The following is a 22,515-nucleotide window of genomic DNA, read 5'->3' on the forward strand; positions in this document are numbered from 1 at the left end:
GGGGGACGCCGAAGCCGCCCCCCGCATTGACCACGCGCGGGTGGAAGGGTGGTCCGATTCGGCTCAGCGGCTGAGGACAGTGGCCTCGCTTACTTCGGGGTAGGGCGGGGCTTTCCAGGTTTCGCCGGTGGTGGCTGCGTGCAGGAACGAGGCTGTGTAGTCGATGGTGATGGCCAGGGCGCGGCGGCCGTCGATGGAGCCGAGGGGCAGTGTCCAGCGCAGGGGGGCCGACACGTGGAAGGCGGCCAGGTCGGTGAACGACAGGCGGCCGGCGCCCCGCACTTCGAACGAGCGGCTGCCGGGGGCCGGGGCGGTGTCGAGGAGCAGCAGCGGGCGGCTGGAACCGTCGGTCGGGGGCGGGCCGGCCAGCGACACCGCGGCGGTGCAGCGGCGGGCCACGCGGCACGCCGCGATCGCCGCGGTGCCGCCCAGCCCGTGACCCACGTACGAAATTCGGTTGTTGTCGGCTCTTGGTCCGAACTGCTGGGACGCGCGGGCGGCGGCGAAGCGGGCGTCGGCCGCCCACACCGAGACCAGCTGGTCCTGCCGGTCGGGTGCGGAACCGGCGGCGCTGGCGGCGATCGGGTGGTCGTTGATGACGCTGAGTCGTGAGCTGTAGGTGGGCGTGACGCCGACGACGAGGTTGCCCCGCGCGGCCAGGCCGGACGCCACCGCCGCGTACTGCGGGGCCGACAGGCCGAGGTCGGGCAGCAGCACGACGATCGGGAAGCGGCCGTGGGCCCACGGCGCCTCGTCACGGGTGCCGGTGCGGACGCGGTCGAGCTCGGTCGCGGCCCAGCCGAAGCGGTGCAGGCCGGCCCACGGGCCGGGCGCGTAGGCCGACTCGGGCTCGCGGGCGCCGGCCGCGGCCGGGTACCAGACCCAGGTCGACAGCATGCGGGGCGTGCCGCCGACGGGGGCGAACTGGTCGGTGCGGGACCGGTCGACCCACAGATCGGTCAGCCGGCCCACCGGATGCGGCCCGGACGGGGCCAGGCTGACCGCGCGCTGGGACTGCGTCCGCGCGTACGTCAGGAAGCCCGCCACCGCCGCGAGCACGATGACCGTTGCCGCCAGGATCCGACCGATTCGCACCGGTGAATTGTGCCGCATCGCGCCGGTGATGCCCGTCCTGTCCCGAATGGTGGCCACGCGCTTTCCGCTTTTGTGTATTGCCCGGACGCCGGAAAGCAAGCTTTTCGAGTGTGGGATCACAAACGGCACACGCCGTCGACACACGATGCATTCGCGTCGTAAAGTGGTCCGGGAGTTATACGGAGGGTGAGATCGTGGTAGACGTGGAAACGGTTCCGGACGGCAGCGTGGTGATCACCCCGCGCGGCCTGGCCGACGCCGAGCGCGGCGTCGAACTGCGTCGCGTCCTGGTCCACACGGTGCGCCGCGTCCGTCCGTTTCGCCTGATAGTCAACCTGGCCGACGTGCCCGAGCTCGACCCGCTGGACGTCGGATCGGTCGCCGCCGCCTGCGAGTTGGGCGACGACCATCAGGTCACCGTGTTCGTCGACAACCCTCGCGGCCCGGTCGCCCAGCGCCTCGCCGCGGCCGGCGTACCCCGCCAAAGACTACGCGGAGCAACCGCCTGAGGAATTGCAGGAAAACGCGCGGTTAACAAAAACCCGGCGTTCTGAGAATGGTGCACGTGCATTACTTTGAGGTCGTGCCCGTAGCAGAAAGGCAGACCCCGGCCCAGTTACGGCTCTGGGCCGGCGCCGCCGTCCTGACCGCTACCGTCCTGCTCGTCGCGGCCTGCCTGGTCATGGCCCGCGTTCAGCAGCAGGCCCGCATCATCGGCGATCAGACCGCCCCGCAGGCGGCCAACGCGGCCGACCTCTACTTCGCCCTCAGCGACATGGACGCCCAGGTCGCCCGGCTCGTGCTCACCACCGGCCGCGACGACCTGGCCGGCAGCAACATCGACGCGCTCGGCGCCTACCGGGAGCGCGGCCGCCAGATCGACGAGAGCCTGCAACGCTCGCTGACCGGCGCGACCGGCGACGACGAACGCGCGCTCGTGCTCGGGTTGCTGCACGACCTGGGCGCGTACCGCGAACGGGTCTGGCAGGCGCTCACCGCCGGGCCGGCCGCCGCCGGCTACTACACGCAGGCGACGAACGTGCTGCACCTCGACCTGCTGCCCGCGGCCACGAGTCTGCGCGAGGCGGCCGAGGAAAGACTCGATACGGCGTACGGAAGCAAGCGCGCGACCGAGGTCGCCGGGGTGACCCTCGCCGCGGTTCTGGGCGGGCTGCTGCTGATCCTGCTGATCGGCTTGCAGGTGTGGCTGGCCCGGCGGTTCCGGCGGCTGTTCAACCCGGCCCTGATCACCGCCACCGTGCTGACCGCGCTGCTGCTCGTTCCGATGGCGGGTGTGCTGATCCTGCAGGGGCAGGTGCTGAGCAAGGCGCGCGACGAGAGCCTGATCCCGTTCCTCGACCTGACCCGGGCCCGGGCGGTCAGCTACGACGCGTCGGCCGACACCTCGCGCTACCTGATCAGCAACCGCCTCGACGTCTACCGCCAGGACTTCGACCGCAAGGCCGACGCGCTGGAGGCCGGCGACTCCGGTCTGCCGACGGTCGCGGGCGGCCCCGACATCGGCCCGTACTACACCGAGCAGGTCGTGGAGCGCTGGAAGGCGTACCGGGCCGGTCACGAAAAGATCGTCGAGCTGGCCGACTCCGGAAAGAAGGCCGAGGCGATCACCGCCCTGACCGGCATCCGGCGCGGCGACGCGTCGTTCGACTTCTCGTACTACGACGCGGCCGTCGCCGAGATCACCGCCGCCCGCCGGGACGACTTCGACGTGGCCCGGCGCGACGCCGACATCCTGCTCACGGGCTGGCCGTTCATCCCCGCCGTCGCCCTCGGCCTGGTGATCCTGCTGGTCCCGCTGTCGGTCCGCAAGCGCCTGGCCGAATACCGCTGAGGAGGCTGCCATGAGAAAACGCATCATCGCCGCGGCCCTCCTGCTGCTGGGCGTCGCCGCGTGCGAATCGCCGAGCACTCCGCCCCGGGCCGCCATCGACTGCACCGGCGGCTCGATCACCGCCCAGGGCTCGTCGGCCCAGGCCAACGCCGTCAGCGCCTGGATCAAGGACTACCAGGTGAGCTGTGCCGAGGCGACCATTGAGTACGCCAGCACGGGCTCGGGCGCGGGCCGACGCTCCTTCTATGCGGGCACCGGCGACTTCGCGGGCTCCGACTCGCCGATCGCCGCCGCCGAGCAGGCCCGGGCCACCGCCCGCTGCCGGGGCCCGGTGCTGCACCTGCCGATGGTGGTGGGCCCGATCGCCCTGGCCTTCACGGTCACCGGCGTCGACGACCTGCGTCTGTCACCGGCCACCATCGCCCGCATCTTCACCGGGCGGATCACCCGCTGGAACGACCCGAAGATCAAGGCCGACAACCCGGGGGTCGCGCTGCCGTCCACGCCGGTCCGCCCGGTGTACCGCTCCGACAGCTCCGGCACGACCGACAACTTCACGAAGTTCCTGACGGCGACGGCGGCCACCGACTTCCGGCGCGCGCTGTGGCCGCCGGCCACCGGCGTCGGGGCCGACGGCAGCAACCGCGTGGTGTCGGCCATCGAACGCACGGACGGCGCGATCGGCTACGTCGAATCCTCGTACGCCCGCTTCTCGAACCTGCCCACCACCCGCGTCGGCAACGCGGCGGGCGAGTTCGTGGCCCTGAACGACGCGGCTGCCGCCCGTACCGTGGCCGGCGCCGAGGTCACCGGCGCCCAGGGCGACCTGCGCCTCGAGCTCGACTACCGCACCGGCGACGCCCTGGCCTATCCGCTGGTGCTGGTCACCTATGAGATCGCCTGCCGGCAGGGCTCGTCGGAACTGACCAAGAGCTTTCTGGCGTACGCGGCCAGTCGCGCCGGCCAGGACACGGCCGCTGCCTCGGGCTACGCACCCCTGCCGGACGAACTGCGCACCCGGGTCGAACAGTCGATCGCGTCGCTGTAGAACCCGGGCCGATCAGACGGGCTCGATCGTGAGGTCGGTGACCCGGTCGTCCTCGATACCGAACACGAACGCGAAGGAGAGCGGCCCACCGGGGAAGTCACCGTCCCCGGAGGCCACCAGCCGGTCGCCCGCGAACGAGGTCGGCGTGATCACGATCCTGGGGTTGAGCAGGTGCGCCTGGATCCACTCGCGGATCTCGGCCGCGCCGGTGAAGGTCGCGCCGTCATCGCGCACGGTGGCCCGGTCGCCGAAGACCGCGGCCAGCGCGTTCAGGTCGTGCGCGTTGGTGGCCGCGACGAAGTTCGCGACGGCCGGGGGAAGAGGATCGAAGTCGGCCCCGCGCGACAGCTTCTCGTGCGCCCGCAGTTCGACCAGGGCGTTCTCGTGCACCGCGACAACGACGTCGTAGCCGGAGTTGCCGAGCACGATCCGCTGCGGCGGGACGGGCGCGTTCATCGCGCTGATCACGGCCTGCACCCCGCGTTCCGGGTCACCGGCCTGGTTGCCGTTGGCGTCGACGAACGCGGCCTTGACCCCCTCGACCATCGGCACGTAGGCGTCGACGGTCTCATTGACGGGCTCGCTCTCGAAGCTCGCGTAGGCGTTGGTGCGGAACGCTCCCGGCTCCACGACGAGCACGCGTACGCCGAACGGCTCGACCTCTTGGCGCAGGGTCTCCGACAGTCCCTCGAGCGCGAACTTCGCCGCCGAGTAGTAGCCGAACCCCGGGGCGCCGACGAGACCGGCCACCGACGACATGGTCACGATCCAGCCGTCGCCGCGGGCCCGCATGCCCGGCAGGACCGCGCGGATCACGTCGACCACCGCGAACAGGTTGAGGTCGAACGTGCGCCGGACCGTCTCGTCGGGCGATCCCTCGACCGAGCCGAACCAGCCCCGGCCCGCGTTGTTGACGAGCACGTCGATCCCGCCGTACCGCTCCTCGGCCGTCTTGACCGCCGCCCGTACCTGCTCGGCCTCGGTGACGTCGAGCTGGAGCACGAGCACACGGTCGCCGTGCGGTTCAGCCCATTCCTGCAGCTCGGCGGGCCGGCGCGCGGTGACCACCACCTGATCGCCCAGGGCCAGTGCGGCCTCGGCGTAGACAAGGCCGAAACCCCCGGGCGTCCCACCAGTGATGAACCAGGTCCTCATGGACTTCTCCTTTCGCTATAGCGGGCAATGTAGCGCTACATGAGCTAATGTAGCAAGCATGCAGAACGCACGGGATCGGCTCCTGCTCGCCGCGGCGGAGTTGCTGGAAAATGGCGGTTCGGTGTCCACGAGGGCGGTGTGCGAACGCGCCGGGGTGCAGGCGCCGACGCTCTACCACCACTTCGGCAGCAAGCAGGGCCTGATCGACGCCGTGGCCAACCACGGCTTCACCCAGTACACGGCGATCGAGAACTCGGGCGACCCGCGGCACGACCTGCGCGAGGGCTGGGACCGGCACGTGCGGTTCGGGCTGGAGCACCCGTCGTTCTACGGGCTGCTCTACGGCCGGGCCGAGCCGGGAAAGCCCTGCGCCGTCACGGCCCCCGCGCACGCCGCGCTGCGCGAACGGTTCACCGCCGCCGCGGCCCAGGGCCTGCTCAAGGTGCCGGCCGCCGACGCCGCCGAACAGGTGCTCGCGGCCAACGTCGGCATCACGCTCACCCTGATCAGCCAGCCCGAGCCGGACTTCGGCCTGTCCGAGCGGGTCCGCGAGGCCGCGCTGGCCGGGGTCCTGCACACACCCTCGGCCGACGCCCCCGCGACCCGCGCGAGCGCGGCACTGAGGTTGCGCGCACTGGTCGACGACGACCCGGCCGGCCTCAGCCCGGGCGAACACGCCCTGCTCGGCGAACTGCTGGACCGTCTGGCCCGCTAGGGTCCGTTTTAGAAGTGGAGCCGGGCTGCGGCGAGGCCCAGCCGCCGCCTGGCTGCACGCCGAAATCATCCGAATACAACCCCGGTATTAGGACGATTCCGGCGCACACCCAGACGACACCTGGACCGCACCGCAACTCGACCCCACTTCTAAAACGGACCCTAGAGCGCACGCTGTCTTTCCGAGGGGCCGCACGTTCCGGAGGCGCGGCCCCGTCCCGGCTCGATGTCCCCGAACATCTCCTCGGCGCCGGCGGACCAGGTGAATTGCCCCTGCGTGACCACGCGTGCCATCGAGACACGACCGCGCTCCTAAGCAAGGGCGAGGTCGGGAATGCGATCTGCTCCGCCGTCAGGCTTGCCGGTGAGCGCGAACGGCGACAGCTTGGCCACGTGCGGGATCTCGCCGAGGCTGGACGCCGCCGTGATTACCGTCGACCCCCACTGTCAGGAAGGTCGGCGTTTGCTCTTTCGACGTCGGTTCCGGTGGGGTGGGGTGGAAGACCTGCTTGGCTGGCCGGGGAGATGGGCGGGTTTTGGCGCGCGGGATCCGTGGTGGCGTCAGGGCTTCCGGGCGTTGAGATCGGCCTCGTCCGACAGGCGGACGGGAAGGTGATGGTGCTACCGGCCGGGGCCGGGCTGCCTGATCCAGCCGTGTCCCGCTGCTGCAGCGTTCCGGCTTCTGGGAACGACGATGCCCGGCGGACCATGGGCCGCCGGGCATCGTCGTGTTGTTGCTCAGAGGTTGGTGTCGACCAGTTGCTTGGCGCGTTCGGGCCAGGTCGGCAGGGTGGGGGCGAGGCGCAGGCCGGCTGAGGTGACGGCGGTGCGCAGGGTGGGCACGTCGGTCTCGGCGAGCTGGCGGAACGTGGTGATGCCGCTGGCGGCCAGGGCCATGGCCATCTTCGGGCCGATGCCGGCGATCTTGGTGAGGTCGTCGGGCTCGGTGATCGCGGCTACGGCGACCGGGGCGGGGACGGCGGCGACCTCGTCGGCCTCGGCGGCTCCCGGGATGGCAGCCGCGGTGTCGGCGCTGGAGAAGACAGGGGCGGCCTGCGACGGGATCGTGGCCGGCTCGGCCACGACCGGGGCGGCGACCACGGGCTCGGCGATGGCTGCCGGCGCGAGGGCGGGCTCGCCCGCGGCCGGCGGCTCGGTGAGGGCGGGCTTGGGCTTCGCCGGGGTGCGGGTGCGGGTCGCGCGCGGCTTCGGGGCCGGCTTGGCCACGGGCTCGGGCTCGGTGGGCGGCACGACCACGGCGACGGGGTCGGCGGCCACTGCCACCGCGACCGGCTCCACCTTGGTGACGGCGATCGGCTCCGGCTCGGTGATCGGCTCCGGCTTGGCCGCGAGCTCGATGTCGGCGGCGGCAGCCTTGGCTTCGGCCTCGAACTCCGCGGCAGCGGCCGCCTCGGGCTTGGCGGTGGGCTCGGCCTCGGACGTGGGCTCGTCGGCCGCCACGACCGGCTCGAGCTCGGCGGTGATCGGCTCCGACACCTCGACCGGCTTCGGCTCGACGACAGGATCGACAGCCGGCTCGGTTGCGGCGAAGGCCTTCGGCTCGACAGCGGACGGAACCTCCGCGAGCGGCTCAGCGTCCTTGGCGGGCTCGACGTCCTTGACGTCCGCGACCGGCTCATCGGACGCCGCCGGCGAGGTGGCCGCGACGGGCTCGGAGGCCGCGACGGGCTCGGGGGCCGGCTCGGTGGCCGGGGCGGCCTTCGGCTCGTCCTCGGTGGTGGTGGCGGGGGCGGCCGTCACCGGCGCGCTGGTGGTGGCGCTAGAGGCGGGCGTCTCGTCGGCGGCGGGCTTGGGGGAGCGCTGCGCGCGCACCAGCCAGCCGGCCGCGAATCCGACGACAACCCCGGCGACAAGGAAGAGGAACGATGCCATATGAAGGGCTCCGAACAATGAGAGCTGCGTATGTGGCGCGCAGCATCGCACATCGCCGCGTATGCACACCATGAGGGTGGTACCGACGGAGCGACAAAAGACATAGCTCCGTCACCAGCCGTCAGTGCGTGATCACGCCGGCGGTATTCCGCAAAGGACCGGTAACCGGAATGTCGTCAACGGGTCGAGCGGGCCCGGGTCACCAGGGCGACCCCGCCCGCGGCCAGCGCGACCTGCAGGATCAGCTCGATCCAGTCGACGCCGCCGGTCTCGTCGACGCCGATCAGCGCGGCCAGGAACGTGCCGATGACGGCGGCGACAATGCCGATCAGCAACGTCAGCCAAATTGAGATCTTCTGGCGGCCCGGAAGGACCAGACGGCCCAGTACGCCGATGACGAGTCCGACGATGATGGCGGTGAAGAATCCCGAGATCTCCATGTGACGCCTCCTGCTGCGCTAGCGGCGCGGTCCTCTTCAGGATGACGCGCCCGCGCCACGTTTGGCAGCCTGGATTTGTTCGTACACATGGGTTCGCAGTTCGGTGAAGCGCGGATCGGCCCGGGTGTGCAGTTGGTCGCGGGCCGGCGGCAGGTCGACCGTGATCTCGTCCTGCACGACGGTCGGTGACGACGACAGCATCACGACCCGTTGCCCCAGATAGACCGCCTCGTCGATGTCGTGCGTGATGAACAGGACGGTCACCTCGAGCCGCTGCCACAGCGCGCGGACCAGATCCTCGAGGTCGGCCCGGGTCTGCGCGTCGACCGCGGCGAACGGCTCGTCCATGAGCAGGGTCGACGGCTCGTACGCAATGGCCCGGGCAATAGCGACGCGCTGTTGCATGCCGCCGGAGAGCTGCCACGGGTAGGCCGACTCGGTGCCGGTGAGCCCGACCGCGTCGAGAGCGTCCTGAACCAGTGTGGTCCGCCGATGGCGAGCGATCTTGCGCTGCTTCAGCGGGAGCTCGACGTTGTCGCGCACCGACATCCAAGGGAACAAACTACGCCCGTACTCCTGGAAGACCATCGCGAGACCCGGCGGCGGACCGCTCACCTCGCGCCCGTCCAGGCGGACTTTCCCGGCGCTGGGCTCGAGCAGGCCGGCGATGCAGCGCAGCAGCGTGGTCTTGCCGCAGCCGGACGGGCCGACCAGGCAGACCAACTCGCCGCTGTCGACGGTGAACGTGAGGTCGCGCAGCGCCTCGACCTCGCGCGCGCCCGAGCGGTAGACCTTGTTCAGCGATGAAACCTCGAGCATGTCGACCTCTCAGGACCTGCGCTGCGCCGCGCGCAGACCGTGGTACCAGCGGAGCGCCCGCCCCTCGGCGAGCCGGAACAGCAGCGACAGCCCGAAACCGAGCAGGCCGAGCAGGATGATCCCGCTCCACATCTCGGGGATGGCGAAGCTGCGCTGGAACTGGACGATGGTGAAGCCGAGCCCGTTGCTGGCCGCGAACATCTCGCTGATCACCATGAGGATGATCGCGATCGACAGGGCCTGCCGCAGCCCGGCGGCGATCTGCGGCGACGCCGCCGGCAGGATCACCCGGCCGATGCGGGCGGGACCACTGATTCCGTACGCCCGGGCGGTGTCGATCTGGACGCTGTCGACCGCCCGCACGCCTTCGACCGTGTTGAGCAGCACCGGCCACACGCACCCGAAGACGATGACGATGACCTTCATGCCGTCCCCGATGCCCGCGAACAGCATGATGACCGGCACGAGCACGGGTGGCGGCACGGCCCGGAAGAACTCGAGCACCGGTTCGAGGGTGGCCCGCACCCACCGGTTCAGCCCGATGGTGATGCCGAGGGCCACACCGATGACCGCGGCCAGCAGGTAACCGGCCCCGAGCCGCAGCAGACTCGGCACGACGTCGGCGGTGAGGCGGTCGAGCGTCCACGTCTTCCCGAACGACTCCAGGATCTTGGACAGCGGGGGAGCGTAGAAGCTCTCGCTGCCCGCACTGAGCAGGTACCAGGCCGCGAACAACACGACTGGCAACCCAAGCACGTAGGCGACTCGCTTCATGCGGGAACCTCCCCGCGTACGGATTGGTGCCAGGCCAGCGAGCGGCGCTCGAAGATCCGGGCGGCCAGGTTGATCCCCACGCCGAGCAGGCCGGTCACCGCGATCAGGGCGTACATCAGCGGCACCGCCCCCGACGTCTGCGCCACCGCGATCGATTTGCCGAGCCCGGGCGCACCGATCACCAGTTCCGCCGTGACGGCCAGAACCAGAGCAACCGAAGCCGCCAGCCGTACGCCGGTGAAGACGTACGGCAGGGCGGTCGGCCACAGCACATGGCGTACGCGGGCCCACGCCCCGAACCGGAAGCTGCGCGCGGTCTCGTCGGCGATCGGGTCGACGTCGGCCACCCCGTACAGCACCTGCACCAGCACCTGCCAGAACGCGGCGTACACGACGAGCAGCAACGTCGAGCCGAGGTCGGTGCCGTAGAGCAGCACCGCCAGCGGGATCAGCGCCACCGACGGGATAGGCCGCAGGAACTCGATCGTGGACGCGGTCGCCGCGCGCAACACCGGCACCGACCCGACGACGATGCCCACCACCACGCCCGCCGCCACCGCGATGACCAGCCCGATGGCCCACCCCGTCAGCGTGTCGCCGATCGCCCGCCAGAACTCGGCGGTGATGAGTTCGTCGCCCAGCGCCGCCGCGATCCGGCTGGTCGGCGGCAGGTAGGCGTCGTTGACCAGGCCGAGCCGGGGCAGAGCCTCGACGAGTACGAGCAGACCGGCCAGCCCGGCCAGGCCGAGCAGGCCGGTTCTGTTTCTCACGGCAGCAGCTTCGCCACGTCAGGGGTGGCCCCGTCGAAGATGCCGTCCTGACCGCCCAGCTTGGCCAGCGTGTCCACCGACTCCTTGTTGATCTCGGTCGGCCACTTGGGCAGCGTCAGCCCGGCCCGGGTCTTCTCGTCGATCTTCGTGTAGCTGCCGAGCACGGCCCGCACCTCGTCCGGGTGCCCGTCGGCGTACGTCAGCGACTCGTTGATCGCCTCGGTGAACCGCTTGACCAGGTCGGCGTCCTCCCCGGCGAGCTTGGCCGAGGTGAAGTAGGCGGCCACGCTCAGATTCGGCGCCGCGTCGACGTAGTTGGAGGCCACCAGCCGTCCGCCGGCCGCCTTGACCTGTGACAGCGACGGCTCGACGACCCAGACCGCGTCCACCTGACCCTCCTCGAGCGCGGCCGGCGCGTTCGCGAAGGGCACCTCGACGAAGTTGATGTTCTTCGGATCGCCCCCGGCTTTGCGCACCGATTCGCGCACGGTCGTGTCGCCGATGTTCTTGAGCGTGTTGACCGAGACCTTCTTGCCGACCAGGTCGGCCGCCGTCTTGATAGGGCTGTCCGCCTTCACCATGACCGCGCCGAAGTCCTTGCCCTGCTCGCCGGTGGAGGCGACGCCGTTGGCCACCGTCTTGATCGGCACGTTCTTGGTCTGCGCGATCAGCAGCGAGGTGAAGTTGCTGAAGCCGAACTGGAACTGCCCGCTGACCACACCGGGCACGATCGCCGCGCCGCCCTGGCCGCTCTCCATGGTCAGCTCGATGCTGCGGCTCTTGAAGAAGCCCTTCTGCTGCCCGAGGTAGATCGGCGCCACGTCGACGATCGGAATGACCCCGACCTTGACCTGGTCGACGCCGCCGGAACCGGTGTCCCCACCGGAGCCGCCGTCCGACCCGCACGCGCCCGTCGCTACGACCAGCGCCAACGCCATCCCTGTAGCTATCCCCGTGAAGACCCGTCGCATTCGTTTCCTCCGGTAAGCTGTGCGCATTGCGAACGAAAGTTCTCGATGTGAACGCTAGGATGTGGGCCGTGTCACGTCAACGATCTTCATCGATCGGTATGCGCTCGAGATCCTCGCTATGAGGCAGCCCCACCACGTCCAGTCGCTGGAACGCGGCCTGGCCGTCATCCGCGCCTTCGACGCCGAACACGCCGAGCTGACCCTCAGCGAGGTCGCCCGGATCTGCGACCTGACCCGCGCCGCCGCCCGAAGGTTCCTGCTCACCCTGGCCGACCTGGGTTACGTACGCACGGACGGCCGCCTCTTCAGCCTGACCCCGAGGGTGCTGGAGCTGGGCTACGCGTTCCTCTCCAGCCTGTCCCTGCCCGAGGTCGTCGCGCCCCACCTGGAACGACTGGTGGCCCAGGTCCACGAAAGCTCGTCGTTGTCCATCCTGGACGGCGACGACATCGTCTACGTGGCCCGCGTCCCCACGAGCCGCATCATGGCCGTCTCGATCAATCTAGGAACCAGATTCCCGGCGTACGCCACCTCGATGGGCCGGGTCCTGCTGGCCGCCCTCCCCCCGGCCGACCTGGACGCCTACCTGGCCCGGGCCGAGCTCACCCGCCTGACCGCCAAGACCCTGACGACACCCGCGGCCCTGCACACAGAGCTCACGCGAGTGGCGGCCCAGGGCTACGCCATCATCGACCAGGAACTGGAAAAGGGCCTGAGAGCCATAGCCGCCCCCATCCACGACCGCGCAGGCGCCGTAGCCGGAGCCGTGAACATCTCCGTCCACGCCGCCCGAGCCACCGTCGAAGCCATGCGCCGCCGCCTGCTACCCCCGTTACTGGCCGCCACCGCCGCCATAGACGCCGACCTGCGCCTCAACACCCACCACGCGGCCCGAGCCTGACCACGCCACCGTGCTCGACGCCGACAGCCCTCTACCGCGCCGACCGCGGCGAATCCTGGTGACCGGCACCTCAGGTTCCGGCAAGACCACCTTGGCCGCCCGCATAGCCGCGACTCTGGACGTGCCACACATCGAGATCGACAGCCTTTTCCACGGCCCGTCCTGGACCAAGCGCCCCTCCTTCGAGGAAGACGTCCACCGCTTCAGCGCCGGCCCGTCCTGGGTCACCGAATGGCAGTACGACTCGGTCCTGGCCCACCTGGCCGGCCGCGCCGACCTGCTGGTGTGGCTCGACCTGCCCCGCCGAACCGTCATGCGCCGCGTCGTGCAACGAACCCTCACCCGCCGCCTACGCCGCCAGGTCCTGTGGAACGGCAATATCGAGCCCCCACTACGAACGTTCTTCACCGACGACGAGCACATCATCCGCTGGGCCTGGAAAACCCACGGCCGCACCACCGCCCGGGTCACCAACCTGGCCCGGCAACGCCCGGACCTACCCGTCGTCCGGCTGCGCACCACCCCCGCCGCCGACCGCTGGCTAGAAGGACCGCTCCACGCGGCCAGCATCCCCCAAGGCTGACCCAGCGCCTCTGGTTCTGCCGCTGTGTATGCAGTCCGAATCATCGGTCGTCTGACGTGAGCCACACCCACCGGACTTGCGGGAGAAGAAACTTCGGCCCGTCGGGATGCGACGTCCAGGCGTCGCCTGACCATCCCGCGGGCTGTAGCGCTCGTATGGCCGCGACGCACGCTGATACGTTCCCGGTCGGCGTGACCTCGATGTCGAACTCCGTGTACTCGGGGATCTTCCAGTACCGGCCGAGGTCCGCCGTCCGCACATTGCCGAGGTGGGCCAGCCGACGGGTCAGAGCGGCGGCGACTTCCGCGCTCCGGCTCGGCGACACTTCAACGAAGAGGCGTAGGTGAATCCGGTCGGAAGTAGTCACGCACCCAGCCTGCTGGGCTCAGCCGATTTTCGCGTTCCTTACCGCGAGTTGTCAGCCTGACCGCGGGCGGTTCCCGCGCCCGCACGCTTGGCTGTTCAGGCACGATCACGGTGTGAGCGACGCGGCGAAAAGCGATTCCTGGTGTTGCACGACTACGGGATGGGCGGCCTGTGGCGGTGGATTCACGCCCGGTCGGCACAAGAGATCGCGGAGACGTTCGCCGAGGTCGAGGTGGTCGACGACCCGGACAGGGTGGCCCAGTTCGCCGAGGAGGAACTCGTGGAGGTGGACATCAACTCCGCGGACATGCCGCTCGGCCTGGACGGTCTGAGGAAACAGCGCGCCGCCCAGCGCGGCCACCCAGATTTCGGCGCCCTGGCCGCCCTGGAGGTCGTCTACCTACGACGCCCGTGGGACGACGCCGACGACACCGAGCCCTGCCTGTACTTCGAGGAGCTGGGCCCCGACGGCCGCCGACTACGCCAGGTAGAGGTCTACCGCAACGGAAGCGCCATCAGAACAACCCCCGACGACTGGCCACTGAACCCACCGATCGACCTGTACGACCCCGACCTGCCGCAGTGGCAGACCGACAGCAAAGACTTCGACCAAGCCTGGCACCACGCCAAGAACCTAACCTGACCAGCAACCAGCAACCAGGGACCAGCTGCCCGACCGCCTCCAACTGTCCACAGCGGGCGCCACCCCAAATGTAAATACCCCCACAGGCGCACACCCGCTCAAGCCACCCCCCTCCCTTTGGGGATACCCCCACCCCAGCCCTCACCTCCGTCCTATCGCTCCTGTCGCTCCTATCTCAACCGACCATCGCAACCGGCACGGTGCGAACGCGCACCCCACCACCCAGGCCGGCCCGGGTGACAGAAAATCGCGGCTCCATGCACAACGCGGAAGCCAAATCCCCCAGCCGCAAGGGGTCTCCTCAGCCACCCCGGCAATCAGAGAAGCGCCGACCACGACGCTGCCGTTAGTTGGATCCCACCCAAGGCTGGGCCCGACGGTGACCATGCAGGGCGTAGCTGCCTTTCAGCCCAGCATGGTCACCGTCGGGCCCAGCCGTCCCAGCGCAAGCAAGCAACGACGCCCCCCGCGAAGGGAAATCCCGAAACTTCCGGCAGCGCATAGACGGCATAGAGCCAGCCCAGGCCAACTACCACGACCAATACCCGAGAACTGGAAAGAAGATTGGCCGTTGTGGATACCGGAACCCGGCGTTAATGTTTCGATCGATCCGGGTCACTTTCTGTCGCATCCCCGGGAGCGCTCCCACCGACGCTCCACAGCTCGGAAAGGCACCTCCATGGACCCACGCCGTCTCCTCCTGGCCGCCTCGGCCACCGTCCTGGCCGCGGCCGGCGCGCTCGTCTTGGCCCCGACCGCCGAGGCCGCCACCACCCTCGGTGCCTCAGCCGCCGAAAAGGGCCGCTATTTCGGCACTGCGGTGGCCGCCTACAAGCTCTCCGACTCGACCTACTCCGGGATCCTCAACCGCGAGTTCAACAGCGTCACCCCCGAGAACGAGATGAAGTGGGACGCCACCGAGCCCACCCAGGGCCAGTTCTCCTACGGTTCCGCCGACCAGATCGTCGCCCGGGCCGCGTCCATCGGCGCCAAGGTTCGCGGCCACGCCCTGGCCTGGCACTCGCAGCAGCCCGGCTGGGCCCAGAACATGAGCGGCACCGCCCTGCGCAACGCCATGCTCAATCACGTCACCCAGGTCGCCACCCACTACAAGGGCAAGATCGACTCATGGGACGTCGTCAACGAGGCCTTTGCCGACGGCAGTTCCGGCGCCCGCCGGGATTCGAATCTGCAGCGCACCGGCAACGACTGGATCGAGGCCGCGTTCCGGGCCGCCCGGGCCGCCGATCCCGCCGCCAAGCTCTGCTACAACGACTACAACACCGACGGTCAGAACGCCAAGAGCAACGCCGTTTTCGCCATGGTGCAAGACTTCAAGACGCGCGGCGTCCCGATCGACTGTGTCGGTTTCCAGTCGCACTTCAACGCGAATTCTCCACTTCCCTCGGACTATCAGGCCAACCTGCAGCGCTTCGCCGATCTGGGTCTCGACGTGCAGATCACCGAGCTCGACATCGAGGGTTCCGGAACTGCACAGGCCAATGCGTACGCCACGGCCGTGCGCGCTTGTCTGGCCGTGACCCGTTGCAACGGCATCACCGTGTGGGGCATCCGTGACTCCGATTCCTGGCGCGCGAGCGGCACCCCGCTCCTGTTCGACAACAACGGCAACAAGAAAGCCGCGTATACCGCGGCCCTGGATGCTCTGAACGGCGGAACGACGCCACCGCCGACCACCCCGCCGACCACCCCGCCGACCACCCCGCCGACCACCCCGCCGACCACTCCGCCGACCGGCTCGGGCTGTACCGCGACCGTCGCGTTGAACCAGTGGAACGGCGGCTTCGTCGCCACCGTGAAGGTCACCGCGGGCAGCGCCCGGATCAACGGCTGGACCGCCGGCCTCACCCTCTCGTCCGGCTCGTCGGTCACCAATTCGTGGAACGCCTCGGCCAGCGGCTCGAGCGGCGCCGTCAGCTTCACCAACGTCGCATACAACGGCGGGGTCAACGCCGGCGCCAGCACCGAATTCGGCTTCCAGGGCACCGGCACCGGCCCCGCCACCGCGACCTGCGCCGCCCGATGAAAGGCGATGCGGTGGAACCCGAGTCGGATGCCCCGTCGCACCGCGACGCGGTGAGTGCCGAGCTGCCGAGCGCGGCGAAACGGGACGCGATGAAGCACGCCCCGCGCCGTGCCATGAGAAGGATCTGGCGGTTCGCGGCCGCAGCCGTGGCGGCCGCTGCCCTGACCCTTGTCGCTCCGGCGTCGCCGGCCTCGGCCGCGAGCCTGCAAGAGGTCACCGGCTTCGGCAACAACCCCACCAACCTGCGCATGCATCTGTACGTCCCGGATCGCCTCGCGGCCAACCCCGCGTTGCTCGTCGCCGTGCATTACTGCACCGGCACGGGTCCGGCTTTCTTTTCCGGTACGGAGTTCGCCTCGCTGGCCGATCAACACGGGTTCATCGTGATCTACCCGTCGGCCACCCGGTCCGGCCAGTGTTACGACGTGTCCACGCCGGGCGCGCTCAAGCACGACAGCACGAGCGACCCGGCCGGCATCGTGTCCATGGTCCGGTACGTGCAGCAGCGCTACAGCACCGACGTGAACCGCACGTTCGTCACCGGGGCGTCCTCGGGCGCGATGATGACCAACGTCCTGCTCGGTGACTATCCGGATGTGTTCGCGGCCGGGTCCGCGTTCATGGGCGTCCCGTTCGGCTGTTTCGCCACGACCGACGGCTCGATGTGGAACAGCGCCTGCGCCAACGGTCAGGTGAGCCGGACCGCGCAGGCCTGGGGCGATCTGGTGCGCGCGGCCTACCCCGGTTACAGCGGCCGGCGCCCGCGCATGCAGGTCGTCCACGGCACGACGGACGCCACGCTGCAGTATCCGAACTTCGGCGAGCAGATCAAGCAGTGGACGAACGTGCTCGGCGTCAGCGCCACGCCCGTGCTCACGGACTCGCCGCAGAGCAACTGGACCCGTACGCGCTATGGGTCTTCGGCCGTGACAGCGCCGGTCGAGGGCATCAGTGTGGCCGGGGTCGGTCACTCGCTGCCGCTGAGCGGGATGGCCCGCCTGGCCATCGCGTTCTTCGGACTGGACGCGGGCACCCCGCCGACCACGCCTCCGCCCACCACGCCGCCGCCGACCACGCCTCCGCCCACGACGCCGCCACCGACCACGCCTCCGCCCACGACGCCTCCGCCGGGTGGGGGAGCGTGTCGCGTGACGACGACGGTCAACGCGTGGAACACCGGATTGACGGCGCAGGTGACGGTGGCCAACACGGGTAGCGCGGCGATCAGCGGCTGGAGCCTCGGCTTCACCCTGCCGTCCGGGCAGACGATCACCTCGGGCTGGAACGCGACCTACTCGCCCCCGTCAGGGGCGGTGACCGCGCGCAACGTCAGCTACAACGGCTCGATCGCGCCCGGCTCGTCGGTCTCGATCGGCTTCCAGGCCAACCACACCGGGAACAGCGGCGCGCCGAGCGGCTTCACGCTCAACGGCGCGGCCTGTTCCGCCGCCTGAGCCGCGGGGGCGGCCCCCGGGCGGGTCGGCGGGCGACCGCCGCGGCCGCCGTGCGGCGGCCGCGCCACCGGCTCGGGGTCGGGGATCGGCTCGGTCACGACCTCGTCCAGGGCCGGCGGCGGGGCCGGCACCGCCGAGCCGGACGGGGGACGCAGGCGCCGGCGGCGGCGTTCGGGCTCAGCCATGCCGCCGACGCTACCGCGAGCACGGTCAGAACACCTCGAGAGCGCCCGGCAGCCGGTACCACTGGAACGCGGTCGACGGCAGGTTGGCGGTGAATTGCTCGATCCGGCCCGCCGTGGCCAGCGCGGCCAGCGTCGTGCCGCCCAGGTAGGCCGCGCCCAGCTCGGTGACCGTGCAGGCGAAATCGGGGGCGTCGTCCGTACGTACGCAGGAAGCCTTGTCCTTGTCGCCGATGAGCCGCCACCGCCCGGCGTTGGCCTCGAGCACCGGGTCGGTCACCTCGAACACCACGTCGACCGGGGTCGCGTAACGGCGGGCCTCGAGCGCGGCCGGCAGATCGACCAGCCGGATCCAGAGCGCGTCGGCGTAGCGCGGGGCGAGCTTGCGGGGCTCGTCGACCATGTACTGCAGCGGTTCGTCGAGTCCCGCGAAGTCGTACTTCACGGTGCGGGTCAGATCGGTGGCCAGCAGGAACTTCCACAGCTCGGCGTAGACGCCCGGGTGCCCGGCGACCAGCTCGTTGACGAGCACCTGGGCGGCCGGTCCGTACGAGTCCCAGCCCTCCTTGATCCGCCACAGCGCATAGCCGGCCGGGCCGTCGGCGGTCTCGTAGACCACGCCGCGTTGCGGGGTCGCACCGTCGCGGAACGGCTCGATGTCGGCCAGCAGGTAGTCCCACCAGTAGTCGGGCCGGCTCGACCAGCCCACCCGGTGGATCCGCAGTTCGTCGTGGATCGCCACCAGCTCGGCCCGGGCCGCTTCGGGGTCGATCAGCCGGAACTTGCCGGGCGGCGCCGCGGGACCGGTCACCTTGACCTCGCGGCTGCGGATGTCGAACCGCAGCCGGTCGGCCGCCGGGCCGTAGCCGTACCGCGGGTAGATCGCGGTCTCGCTCGCCCACAGCGCCGCCACCGGCTCGCGGCCGGCCGCGGCGATGTCGGCGAGCTGGCGGCGCATCATCGCGGTCAGCAGGCCGCGGCGGCGGTGGGTGGGCGCGACGCCGACGCCGGTCACGTGCGCGGCCGGGATCACCGCCCCGGGCACGGTCAGGTCGCGCGACTGGACGGCCGCGTTGCCGACGATCGTGCCCTCGTCGATCGCCACCACCGACCGGCCGGGCTCGATGATCTTCATTTCCAGATCGAGTTGATCGTCGGTGCCATGCTCGTGGAAGAGGAACAGCAACAGGTCGGCGATCCCGCGCCGGTCGTCTTCGGTGGCAGCGCGCAGGCTCACGGATTCGAACATGGGACTTGTGTAACGGACGGCGGCCGTGGGAGCGAATGATTTGCCGGGTCGCTACTCTCGATGAGGGCGGGTGGCACGCACCGCCCGACCGGAGGGGGAACAACCAATGCCTGAGCAACCGCAGTGGTCGGAGCGGACGCTCGACATGCCGCCGCAAGACCCGTGGGCCGACGCGCCCACCACGCCGACGAACGGCCCACCGCCGACGGCCCACTTCCCGGCGCCCGAGGCCGCGCCGTCGGCCCCGTTCAACCAGGGCCGGGCTCAGGTCAACGCGCGGCCCCAGGCCGAGCACGAGCCGACCGGCGTGGGCTGGCCCGGCGCCCCGGCGCCGCACGCCCACCACAGCATCAGCTGGAAGTGGAGCGAGCTGCGCCAGGGCGGCGAGTGGACCAGCGCCGCGGTGCTGTTCGCTTTCGTCTGCTGGGGCATCTGGGCCCTCTCGGGCGAGGGCCCGTTCGGCACGCCGACGGTCGTGCTGGTCGTGACGCTGGCCGTCGCGGTCGGCGTCTTCTGCCTGGCCCGCGTCGTCGGCCACCTGGTGCTCGAACGTCAGATGGGCCGGGTCCGGCGCACCGCCCGCGGTTCCCACCTGGTCACGGCCCTGTTCCTGGCCGGCGTCGGCCTGGCCTGGCTCCAGCAGACGGAGTGGGTCATGGACGCCGTCAACTGGGTCCTCGGCCTGTTCAGCTGACCGGCTTGCCGCCCGTGACGCCCAGCACCTCGCCGGTCGTGTAACTCGACTCGGGGCTCGCGAAATAGACGTACGCCGCGGCCAGCTCGGCCGGTTGGCCGGCCCGCCCGAGCGGCACGTCGGCGCCGAACTTCTTGACCTTCTCGTCGTGCATGGTGGCCGGGATCAGCGGCGTCCAGATCGGGCCGGGCGCGACCGCGTTGACCCGGACCCCCTTGTCGGCCAGGTCCTCGGCCAGCGCCTTGGTGAAGGCCACGATGCCGCCCTTGGTCGTGGCGTAGTCGATCAGGTGGGCCGACGACTGGTACGCCTGCACCGAGGCCGTGTTGATGATCGTGGCGCCCGGTTCCAGGTGGGGCACGGCCGCCCGGCAGAGCCAGAACATGGCGTACAGGTTGGTCTTGATCACCCGGTCGAACTGCTCGTCGGTGATCTCGGTGATCCCGCCCGGCTGGGCCATCTGGTACGCCGCGTTGTTGACCAGGATGTCCAGGCCGCCGAGGTCGGCGCGGGCGCGGTCGACGATCGCGCGGCAGTGCGCCTCGTCGCGGATGTCCCCGGGCACGAGCACGGCCTTGCGGCCGGCCTTCTCGATGTACCCGGCAGTGTCGCGCGCGTCGTTCTCTTCCTCGGGCAGGTACGAGATCAGCACGTCGGCGCCTTCCCGCGCGTACGCGATGGCGACCGCCCGCCCGATGCCGGAGTCCCCGCCCGTGATGACCGCCTTGCGGCCGTTCAGCCGGCCCGAACCCTGGTAGCTCTCCTCGCCGTGGTCCGGGCGGTCCGGCATCGCCTCGGTCGAGCCGGGCGGTTGCTGATCGCCGCCGTCGAGCGGGGGACCGGGGTATTTGTCGCTCGGATTCACGGGGTGCCTCCTGTGTACGGGTGTCGTCCCGCACGGGTATGCCCGCGAACCGGCCGGGTATTCCGGCGGCCCGGCCGACGCTCGGGTCAGGCGCCGTCCCGGTCTTTGTCGTGGCGTCGCCGGCCCTCGCGGACACTGGGCCACACCGCCGCCACGACCATGACCACCCCGATGACGATGAGCGCGGTCCAGAGCACGGTCATCGTGCGAGGCTAGCGCCGACCCGTCCGGTCCGCCGCCTCGCTTTCGTGCGCCATCCGCGCAATCCGGGGAAACGTGACCCCGGTGAGTTCCTCCGAGACCGTCCACAACCGTCGCGCCACCCCGGGGTCGCGGGCCTCCTTCGACCGCCCGACCAGCTTGGGCGCACCCCGCCCCTCCAGGAACCCGCTCGGCCCGGCGTAGCTGTCGCCCGGGACGGCGGCCACGGCTGCGAAGAGGGTCGGCAGGGCCCCGTCGTCCTCGCTCTGCGCGAACAGGCTCAGGACCCAGCGCTCGAGGCGCGCGAACCGCCCCGTCGACCGGAACAGGTTCGTCGACGCCAGCCCCGGGTGGGCCGCGGTGGCGATGACCGGCGAGCCGGCCTCGGTGAGCCGCCGCTGCAGCTCGGCGGTGAACAGCAGGTTGGCCAGCTTCGACTGCCCGTAGGCGGCCATCGGCTTGTAGGGCCGCTTCTCCCACTGCAGGTCGTCGAAAGCGATGGTGCCGGCCCGGTGCCCGCCCGACGACACGGTGACCACGCGCCCGCGGATCTGCGGCAGCAGCAGGTTGGTCAGCGCGAAGTGCCCGAGGTGGTTGGTGCCGAACTGCAGCTCGAACCCGTCCACGGTCCGGGTCAGCGGCGGCCACATCACCCCCGCGTTGTTGATCAGCAGGTCGATCGGCTCCGTGAACTCCGCGGTGAACGCCCGCACCGACCTCAGGTCGGCCAGGTCGAGCTCGCGCACCTCGAGGTCCCCACGCATCGACCCGGCCGCCGCCTGCCCCTTGGCGACGTCCCGCACGGCCAGCACGACGCGGGCCCCGCGCTGGGCCAGCACGCGCGCCGCGACCTTGCCGATGCCGCTGTTGGCGCCGGTGATGACAACCGTCCGCCCGCTCATGTCCGGAACTGTAGCCACCGAGAATGTAGTCATAGCCAACAATGTAGCCACCGACAACAAAGTCGTCAACGACAACTTAGCTAGGATCACCCCGTGCCCGACCCCGAACTTTCAACGACGCCGACGCCGACGACGCCACCCGCACCCATATCGCCGCCGGCCGACACGCCCGGCCGCCCCTACCACCACGGCCAACTACGCACAGCCCTGCTCGAAGCAGCAGAACGCACCCTGCGTACGCAAGGCGCCTCAGAACTTTCACTACGCGAGCTCGCCCGAGAGCTCGGCGTAAGTCACGCGGCCCCCCGCCGCCACTTCCCCGACCGCCAGTCCCTGCTCGACGCCCTGGCCATCACCGGCTTCCACCGCCTGACCATCCAGCTGAACGCCGCCCTGGCCACCGCACCCCCCGACGACTTCCCAGCGCGCCTGAAAGCCACCGTCGCCGCCTACGTAACCTTCGCCACCCAAGACGCAGCTCTGCTCGACCTGATGTTCACCACCAAGCACCGCCCCGGCGCCACCGAGGTGGCCGCAGCCGCAGTCCCCGCCTTCACCCAGCTACAAGACCTGATGCTCCAGGGACAATCCACAGCCCACCTACCCGCAGGCAACCTGGAACCCTCGGCCTTGGTCCTCTTCGCCACCATGCAAGGCATAGCCACCTTGATCAACGGCGCCTGGGTGGACCCCACCCTGCTGGAAACCCTGACCACCACAGCAGTAACCCAATTCCTGCGCGGCGCCGCCCCCCACCCCGCCTGAACCCACGGCAACGGCTCAACCGGAGCGAGGCCGTCGCGGGTGTGGGGCGCGGCGCCGGGCCGCCACCCAGCGCCGCGCGTCTCGGCCGGCATGGGTGCCCCAACCGAGAACTCCTGGAGTCACAACCCCAGA

The 22,515-nt window shown here is 70.3% G+C and carries 22 protein-coding genes; 11 read left to right on the plus strand and 11 right to left on the minus strand.

Going from position 1 to position 22,515, the window contains the following annotated elements; all coding sequences use genetic code 11:
* Positions 1–63: 63 nt before the first annotated feature.
* On the minus strand, positions 64–1,095 hold the full coding sequence (locus M1L60_RS12670; RefSeq protein ID WP_253237576.1) for an alpha/beta hydrolase: 1,032 nt from the start codon (positions 1,093–1,095) through the stop codon (positions 64–66).
* Positions 1,096–1,289: 194 nt separating this feature from the next.
* Between M1L60_RS12670 and M1L60_RS12675 the strand changes: the two genes are divergently transcribed.
* Genes M1L60_RS12675 through pstS form a run of 3 tightly spaced genes read left to right on the plus strand, consistent with a single transcriptional unit; the run spans position 1,290 to position 3,995 of the window.
* Entirely contained in the window at positions 1,290–1,604 is a 315-nt protein-coding gene (locus M1L60_RS12675; RefSeq protein WP_253237577.1) for a hypothetical protein, read from the plus strand.
* A 56-nt stretch (positions 1,605–1,660) separates the two neighbouring features.
* Positions 1,661–2,947, plus strand: a complete 1,287-nt coding sequence (locus M1L60_RS12680) for a GlnX family signal transduction membrane protein (RefSeq protein ID WP_253237578.1) — start codon at positions 1,661–1,663, stop codon at positions 2,945–2,947.
* Between the two features lie 10 nt (positions 2,948–2,957).
* Positions 2,958–3,995 (plus strand): phosphate ABC transporter substrate-binding protein PstS, encoded by a 1,038-nt coding sequence (gene pstS / locus M1L60_RS12685; protein WP_253237579.1) that lies wholly within the window; start codon positions 2,958–2,960, stop codon positions 3,993–3,995.
* Between the two features lie 12 nt (positions 3,996–4,007).
* Here the strand turns inward: pstS and M1L60_RS12690 are convergent, their stop codons facing one another.
* Positions 4,008–5,150, minus strand: a complete 1,143-nt coding sequence (locus tag M1L60_RS12690) for an SDR family NAD(P)-dependent oxidoreductase (RefSeq protein WP_253237580.1) — start codon at positions 5,148–5,150, stop codon at positions 4,008–4,010.
* A gap of 58 nt (positions 5,151–5,208) precedes the next feature.
* On the opposite strand from M1L60_RS12690, the gene M1L60_RS12695 reads away from it, so the two are divergent.
* The gene (locus M1L60_RS12695) at positions 5,209–5,865 is read left to right on the plus strand and encodes a TetR/AcrR family transcriptional regulator (protein WP_253237581.1); all 657 of its coding nucleotides are present in this window, start codon (positions 5,209–5,211) and stop codon (positions 5,863–5,865) included.
* Positions 5,866–6,602: 737 nt separating this feature from the next.
* Here M1L60_RS12695 and M1L60_RS12700 read toward each other — a convergent pair.
* The 6 genes from M1L60_RS12700 to M1L60_RS12725 form a co-directional block, all read right to left on the minus strand.
* Positions 6,603–7,757 (minus strand): helix-hairpin-helix domain-containing protein, encoded by a 1,155-nt coding sequence (locus tag M1L60_RS12700; protein WP_253237582.1) that lies wholly within the window; start codon positions 7,755–7,757, stop codon positions 6,603–6,605.
* A 176-nt stretch (positions 7,758–7,933) separates the two neighbouring features.
* Entirely contained in the window at positions 7,934–8,197 is a 264-nt protein-coding gene (locus M1L60_RS12705) for a GlsB/YeaQ/YmgE family stress response membrane protein (RefSeq protein WP_253237583.1), read from the minus strand.
* 36 nt (positions 8,198–8,233) lie between these two features.
* Positions 8,234–9,016 carry an ABC transporter ATP-binding protein gene (locus tag M1L60_RS12710; RefSeq protein WP_253237584.1) on the minus strand — a complete coding sequence of 261 codons (783 nt, stop codon included), beginning with the start codon at positions 9,014–9,016 and terminating at the stop codon, positions 8,234–8,236.
* 9 nt (positions 9,017–9,025) lie between these two features.
* A complete protein-coding gene (locus tag M1L60_RS12715; protein WP_253237585.1) occupies positions 9,026–9,790 on the minus strand; it encodes an ABC transporter permease in 765 nt (254 codons plus the stop codon).
* The gene (locus tag M1L60_RS12720) at positions 9,787–10,560 is read right to left on the minus strand and encodes an ABC transporter permease (RefSeq protein ID WP_253237586.1); all 774 of its coding nucleotides are present in this window, start codon (positions 10,558–10,560) and stop codon (positions 9,787–9,789) included. The genes M1L60_RS12715 and M1L60_RS12720 overlap by 4 nt, the downstream gene beginning before the upstream one ends.
* On the minus strand, positions 10,557–11,498 hold the full coding sequence (locus M1L60_RS12725; protein ID WP_253237587.1) for an ABC transporter substrate-binding protein: 942 nt from the start codon (positions 11,496–11,498) through the stop codon (positions 10,557–10,559). Before M1L60_RS12725 ends, M1L60_RS12720 begins: the two co-directional genes overlap by 4 nt.
* A 151-nt stretch (positions 11,499–11,649) precedes the next feature.
* Here M1L60_RS12725 and M1L60_RS12730 point away from each other — a divergent pair, with 151 nt between their 5' ends.
* The 5 genes from M1L60_RS12730 to M1L60_RS12750 all read left to right on the plus strand — a co-directional run bounded on the left by M1L60_RS12730 (position 11,650) and on the right by M1L60_RS12750 (position 17,525).
* Positions 11,650–12,432, plus strand: coding sequence for an IclR family transcriptional regulator domain-containing protein (locus M1L60_RS12730; RefSeq protein ID WP_253237588.1), 783 nt, complete (start codon positions 11,650–11,652; stop codon positions 12,430–12,432).
* 58 nt (positions 12,433–12,490) lie between these two features.
* A complete protein-coding gene (locus tag M1L60_RS12735) occupies positions 12,491–13,015 on the plus strand; it encodes a P-loop NTPase family protein (RefSeq protein ID WP_253237589.1) in 525 nt (174 codons plus the stop codon).
* Between the two features lie 508 nt (positions 13,016–13,523).
* Positions 13,524–14,024 carry a hypothetical protein gene (locus M1L60_RS12740; RefSeq protein WP_253237590.1) on the plus strand — a complete coding sequence of 167 codons (501 nt, stop codon included), beginning with the start codon at positions 13,524–13,526 and terminating at the stop codon, positions 14,022–14,024.
* A 679-nt stretch (positions 14,025–14,703) separates the two neighbouring features.
* Positions 14,704–16,071: a glycoside hydrolase family 10 protein gene (locus M1L60_RS12745; protein ID WP_253237591.1), complete on the plus strand. Its 1,368-nt coding sequence runs from the start codon at positions 14,704–14,706 to the stop codon at positions 16,069–16,071.
* Between the two features lie 113 nt (positions 16,072–16,184).
* Positions 16,185–17,525: an extracellular catalytic domain type 1 short-chain-length polyhydroxyalkanoate depolymerase gene (locus tag M1L60_RS12750; RefSeq protein ID WP_253237611.1), complete on the plus strand. Its 1,341-nt coding sequence runs from the start codon at positions 16,185–16,187 to the stop codon at positions 17,523–17,525.
* A 210-nt stretch (positions 17,526–17,735) separates the two neighbouring features.
* On the opposite strand, the gene M1L60_RS12755 is transcribed toward M1L60_RS12750, so the two are convergent.
* The gene (locus tag M1L60_RS12755) at positions 17,736–18,956 is read right to left on the minus strand and encodes a GNAT family N-acetyltransferase (RefSeq protein ID WP_253237592.1); all 1,221 of its coding nucleotides are present in this window, start codon (positions 18,954–18,956) and stop codon (positions 17,736–17,738) included.
* 106 nt (positions 18,957–19,062) lie between these two features.
* Here M1L60_RS12755 and M1L60_RS12760 point away from each other — a divergent pair, with 106 nt between their 5' ends.
* Complete coding sequence (locus tag M1L60_RS12760; RefSeq protein WP_253237593.1) at positions 19,063–19,650, plus strand: DNA-directed RNA polymerase II; 588 nt, start codon at positions 19,063–19,065, stop codon at positions 19,648–19,650.
* Here M1L60_RS12760 and M1L60_RS12765 read toward each other — a convergent pair.
* Both M1L60_RS12765 and M1L60_RS12770 read right to left on the minus strand, forming a co-directional pair.
* Positions 19,643–20,440, minus strand: coding sequence for an SDR family oxidoreductase (locus tag M1L60_RS12765; protein ID WP_256516412.1), 798 nt, complete (start codon positions 20,438–20,440; stop codon positions 19,643–19,645). The genes M1L60_RS12760 and M1L60_RS12765 overlap by 8 nt on opposite strands.
* Before the next feature lie 287 nt (positions 20,441–20,727).
* Positions 20,728–21,651, minus strand: a complete 924-nt coding sequence (locus M1L60_RS12770; RefSeq protein WP_256516378.1) for an oxidoreductase — start codon at positions 21,649–21,651, stop codon at positions 20,728–20,730.
* A 60-nt stretch (positions 21,652–21,711) separates the two neighbouring features.
* On the opposite strand from M1L60_RS12770, the gene M1L60_RS12775 reads away from it, so the two are divergent.
* Positions 21,712–22,383: a TetR/AcrR family transcriptional regulator gene (locus tag M1L60_RS12775; protein WP_253237596.1), complete on the plus strand. Its 672-nt coding sequence runs from the start codon at positions 21,712–21,714 to the stop codon at positions 22,381–22,383.
* Positions 22,384–22,515: the final 132 nt, after the last annotated feature.

Origin of the sequence: Paractinoplanes aksuensis, assembly GCF_024137025.1 — a bacterium.
Lineage (GTDB): Bacteria > Actinomycetota > Actinomycetes > Mycobacteriales > Micromonosporaceae > Actinoplanes > Actinoplanes aksuensis.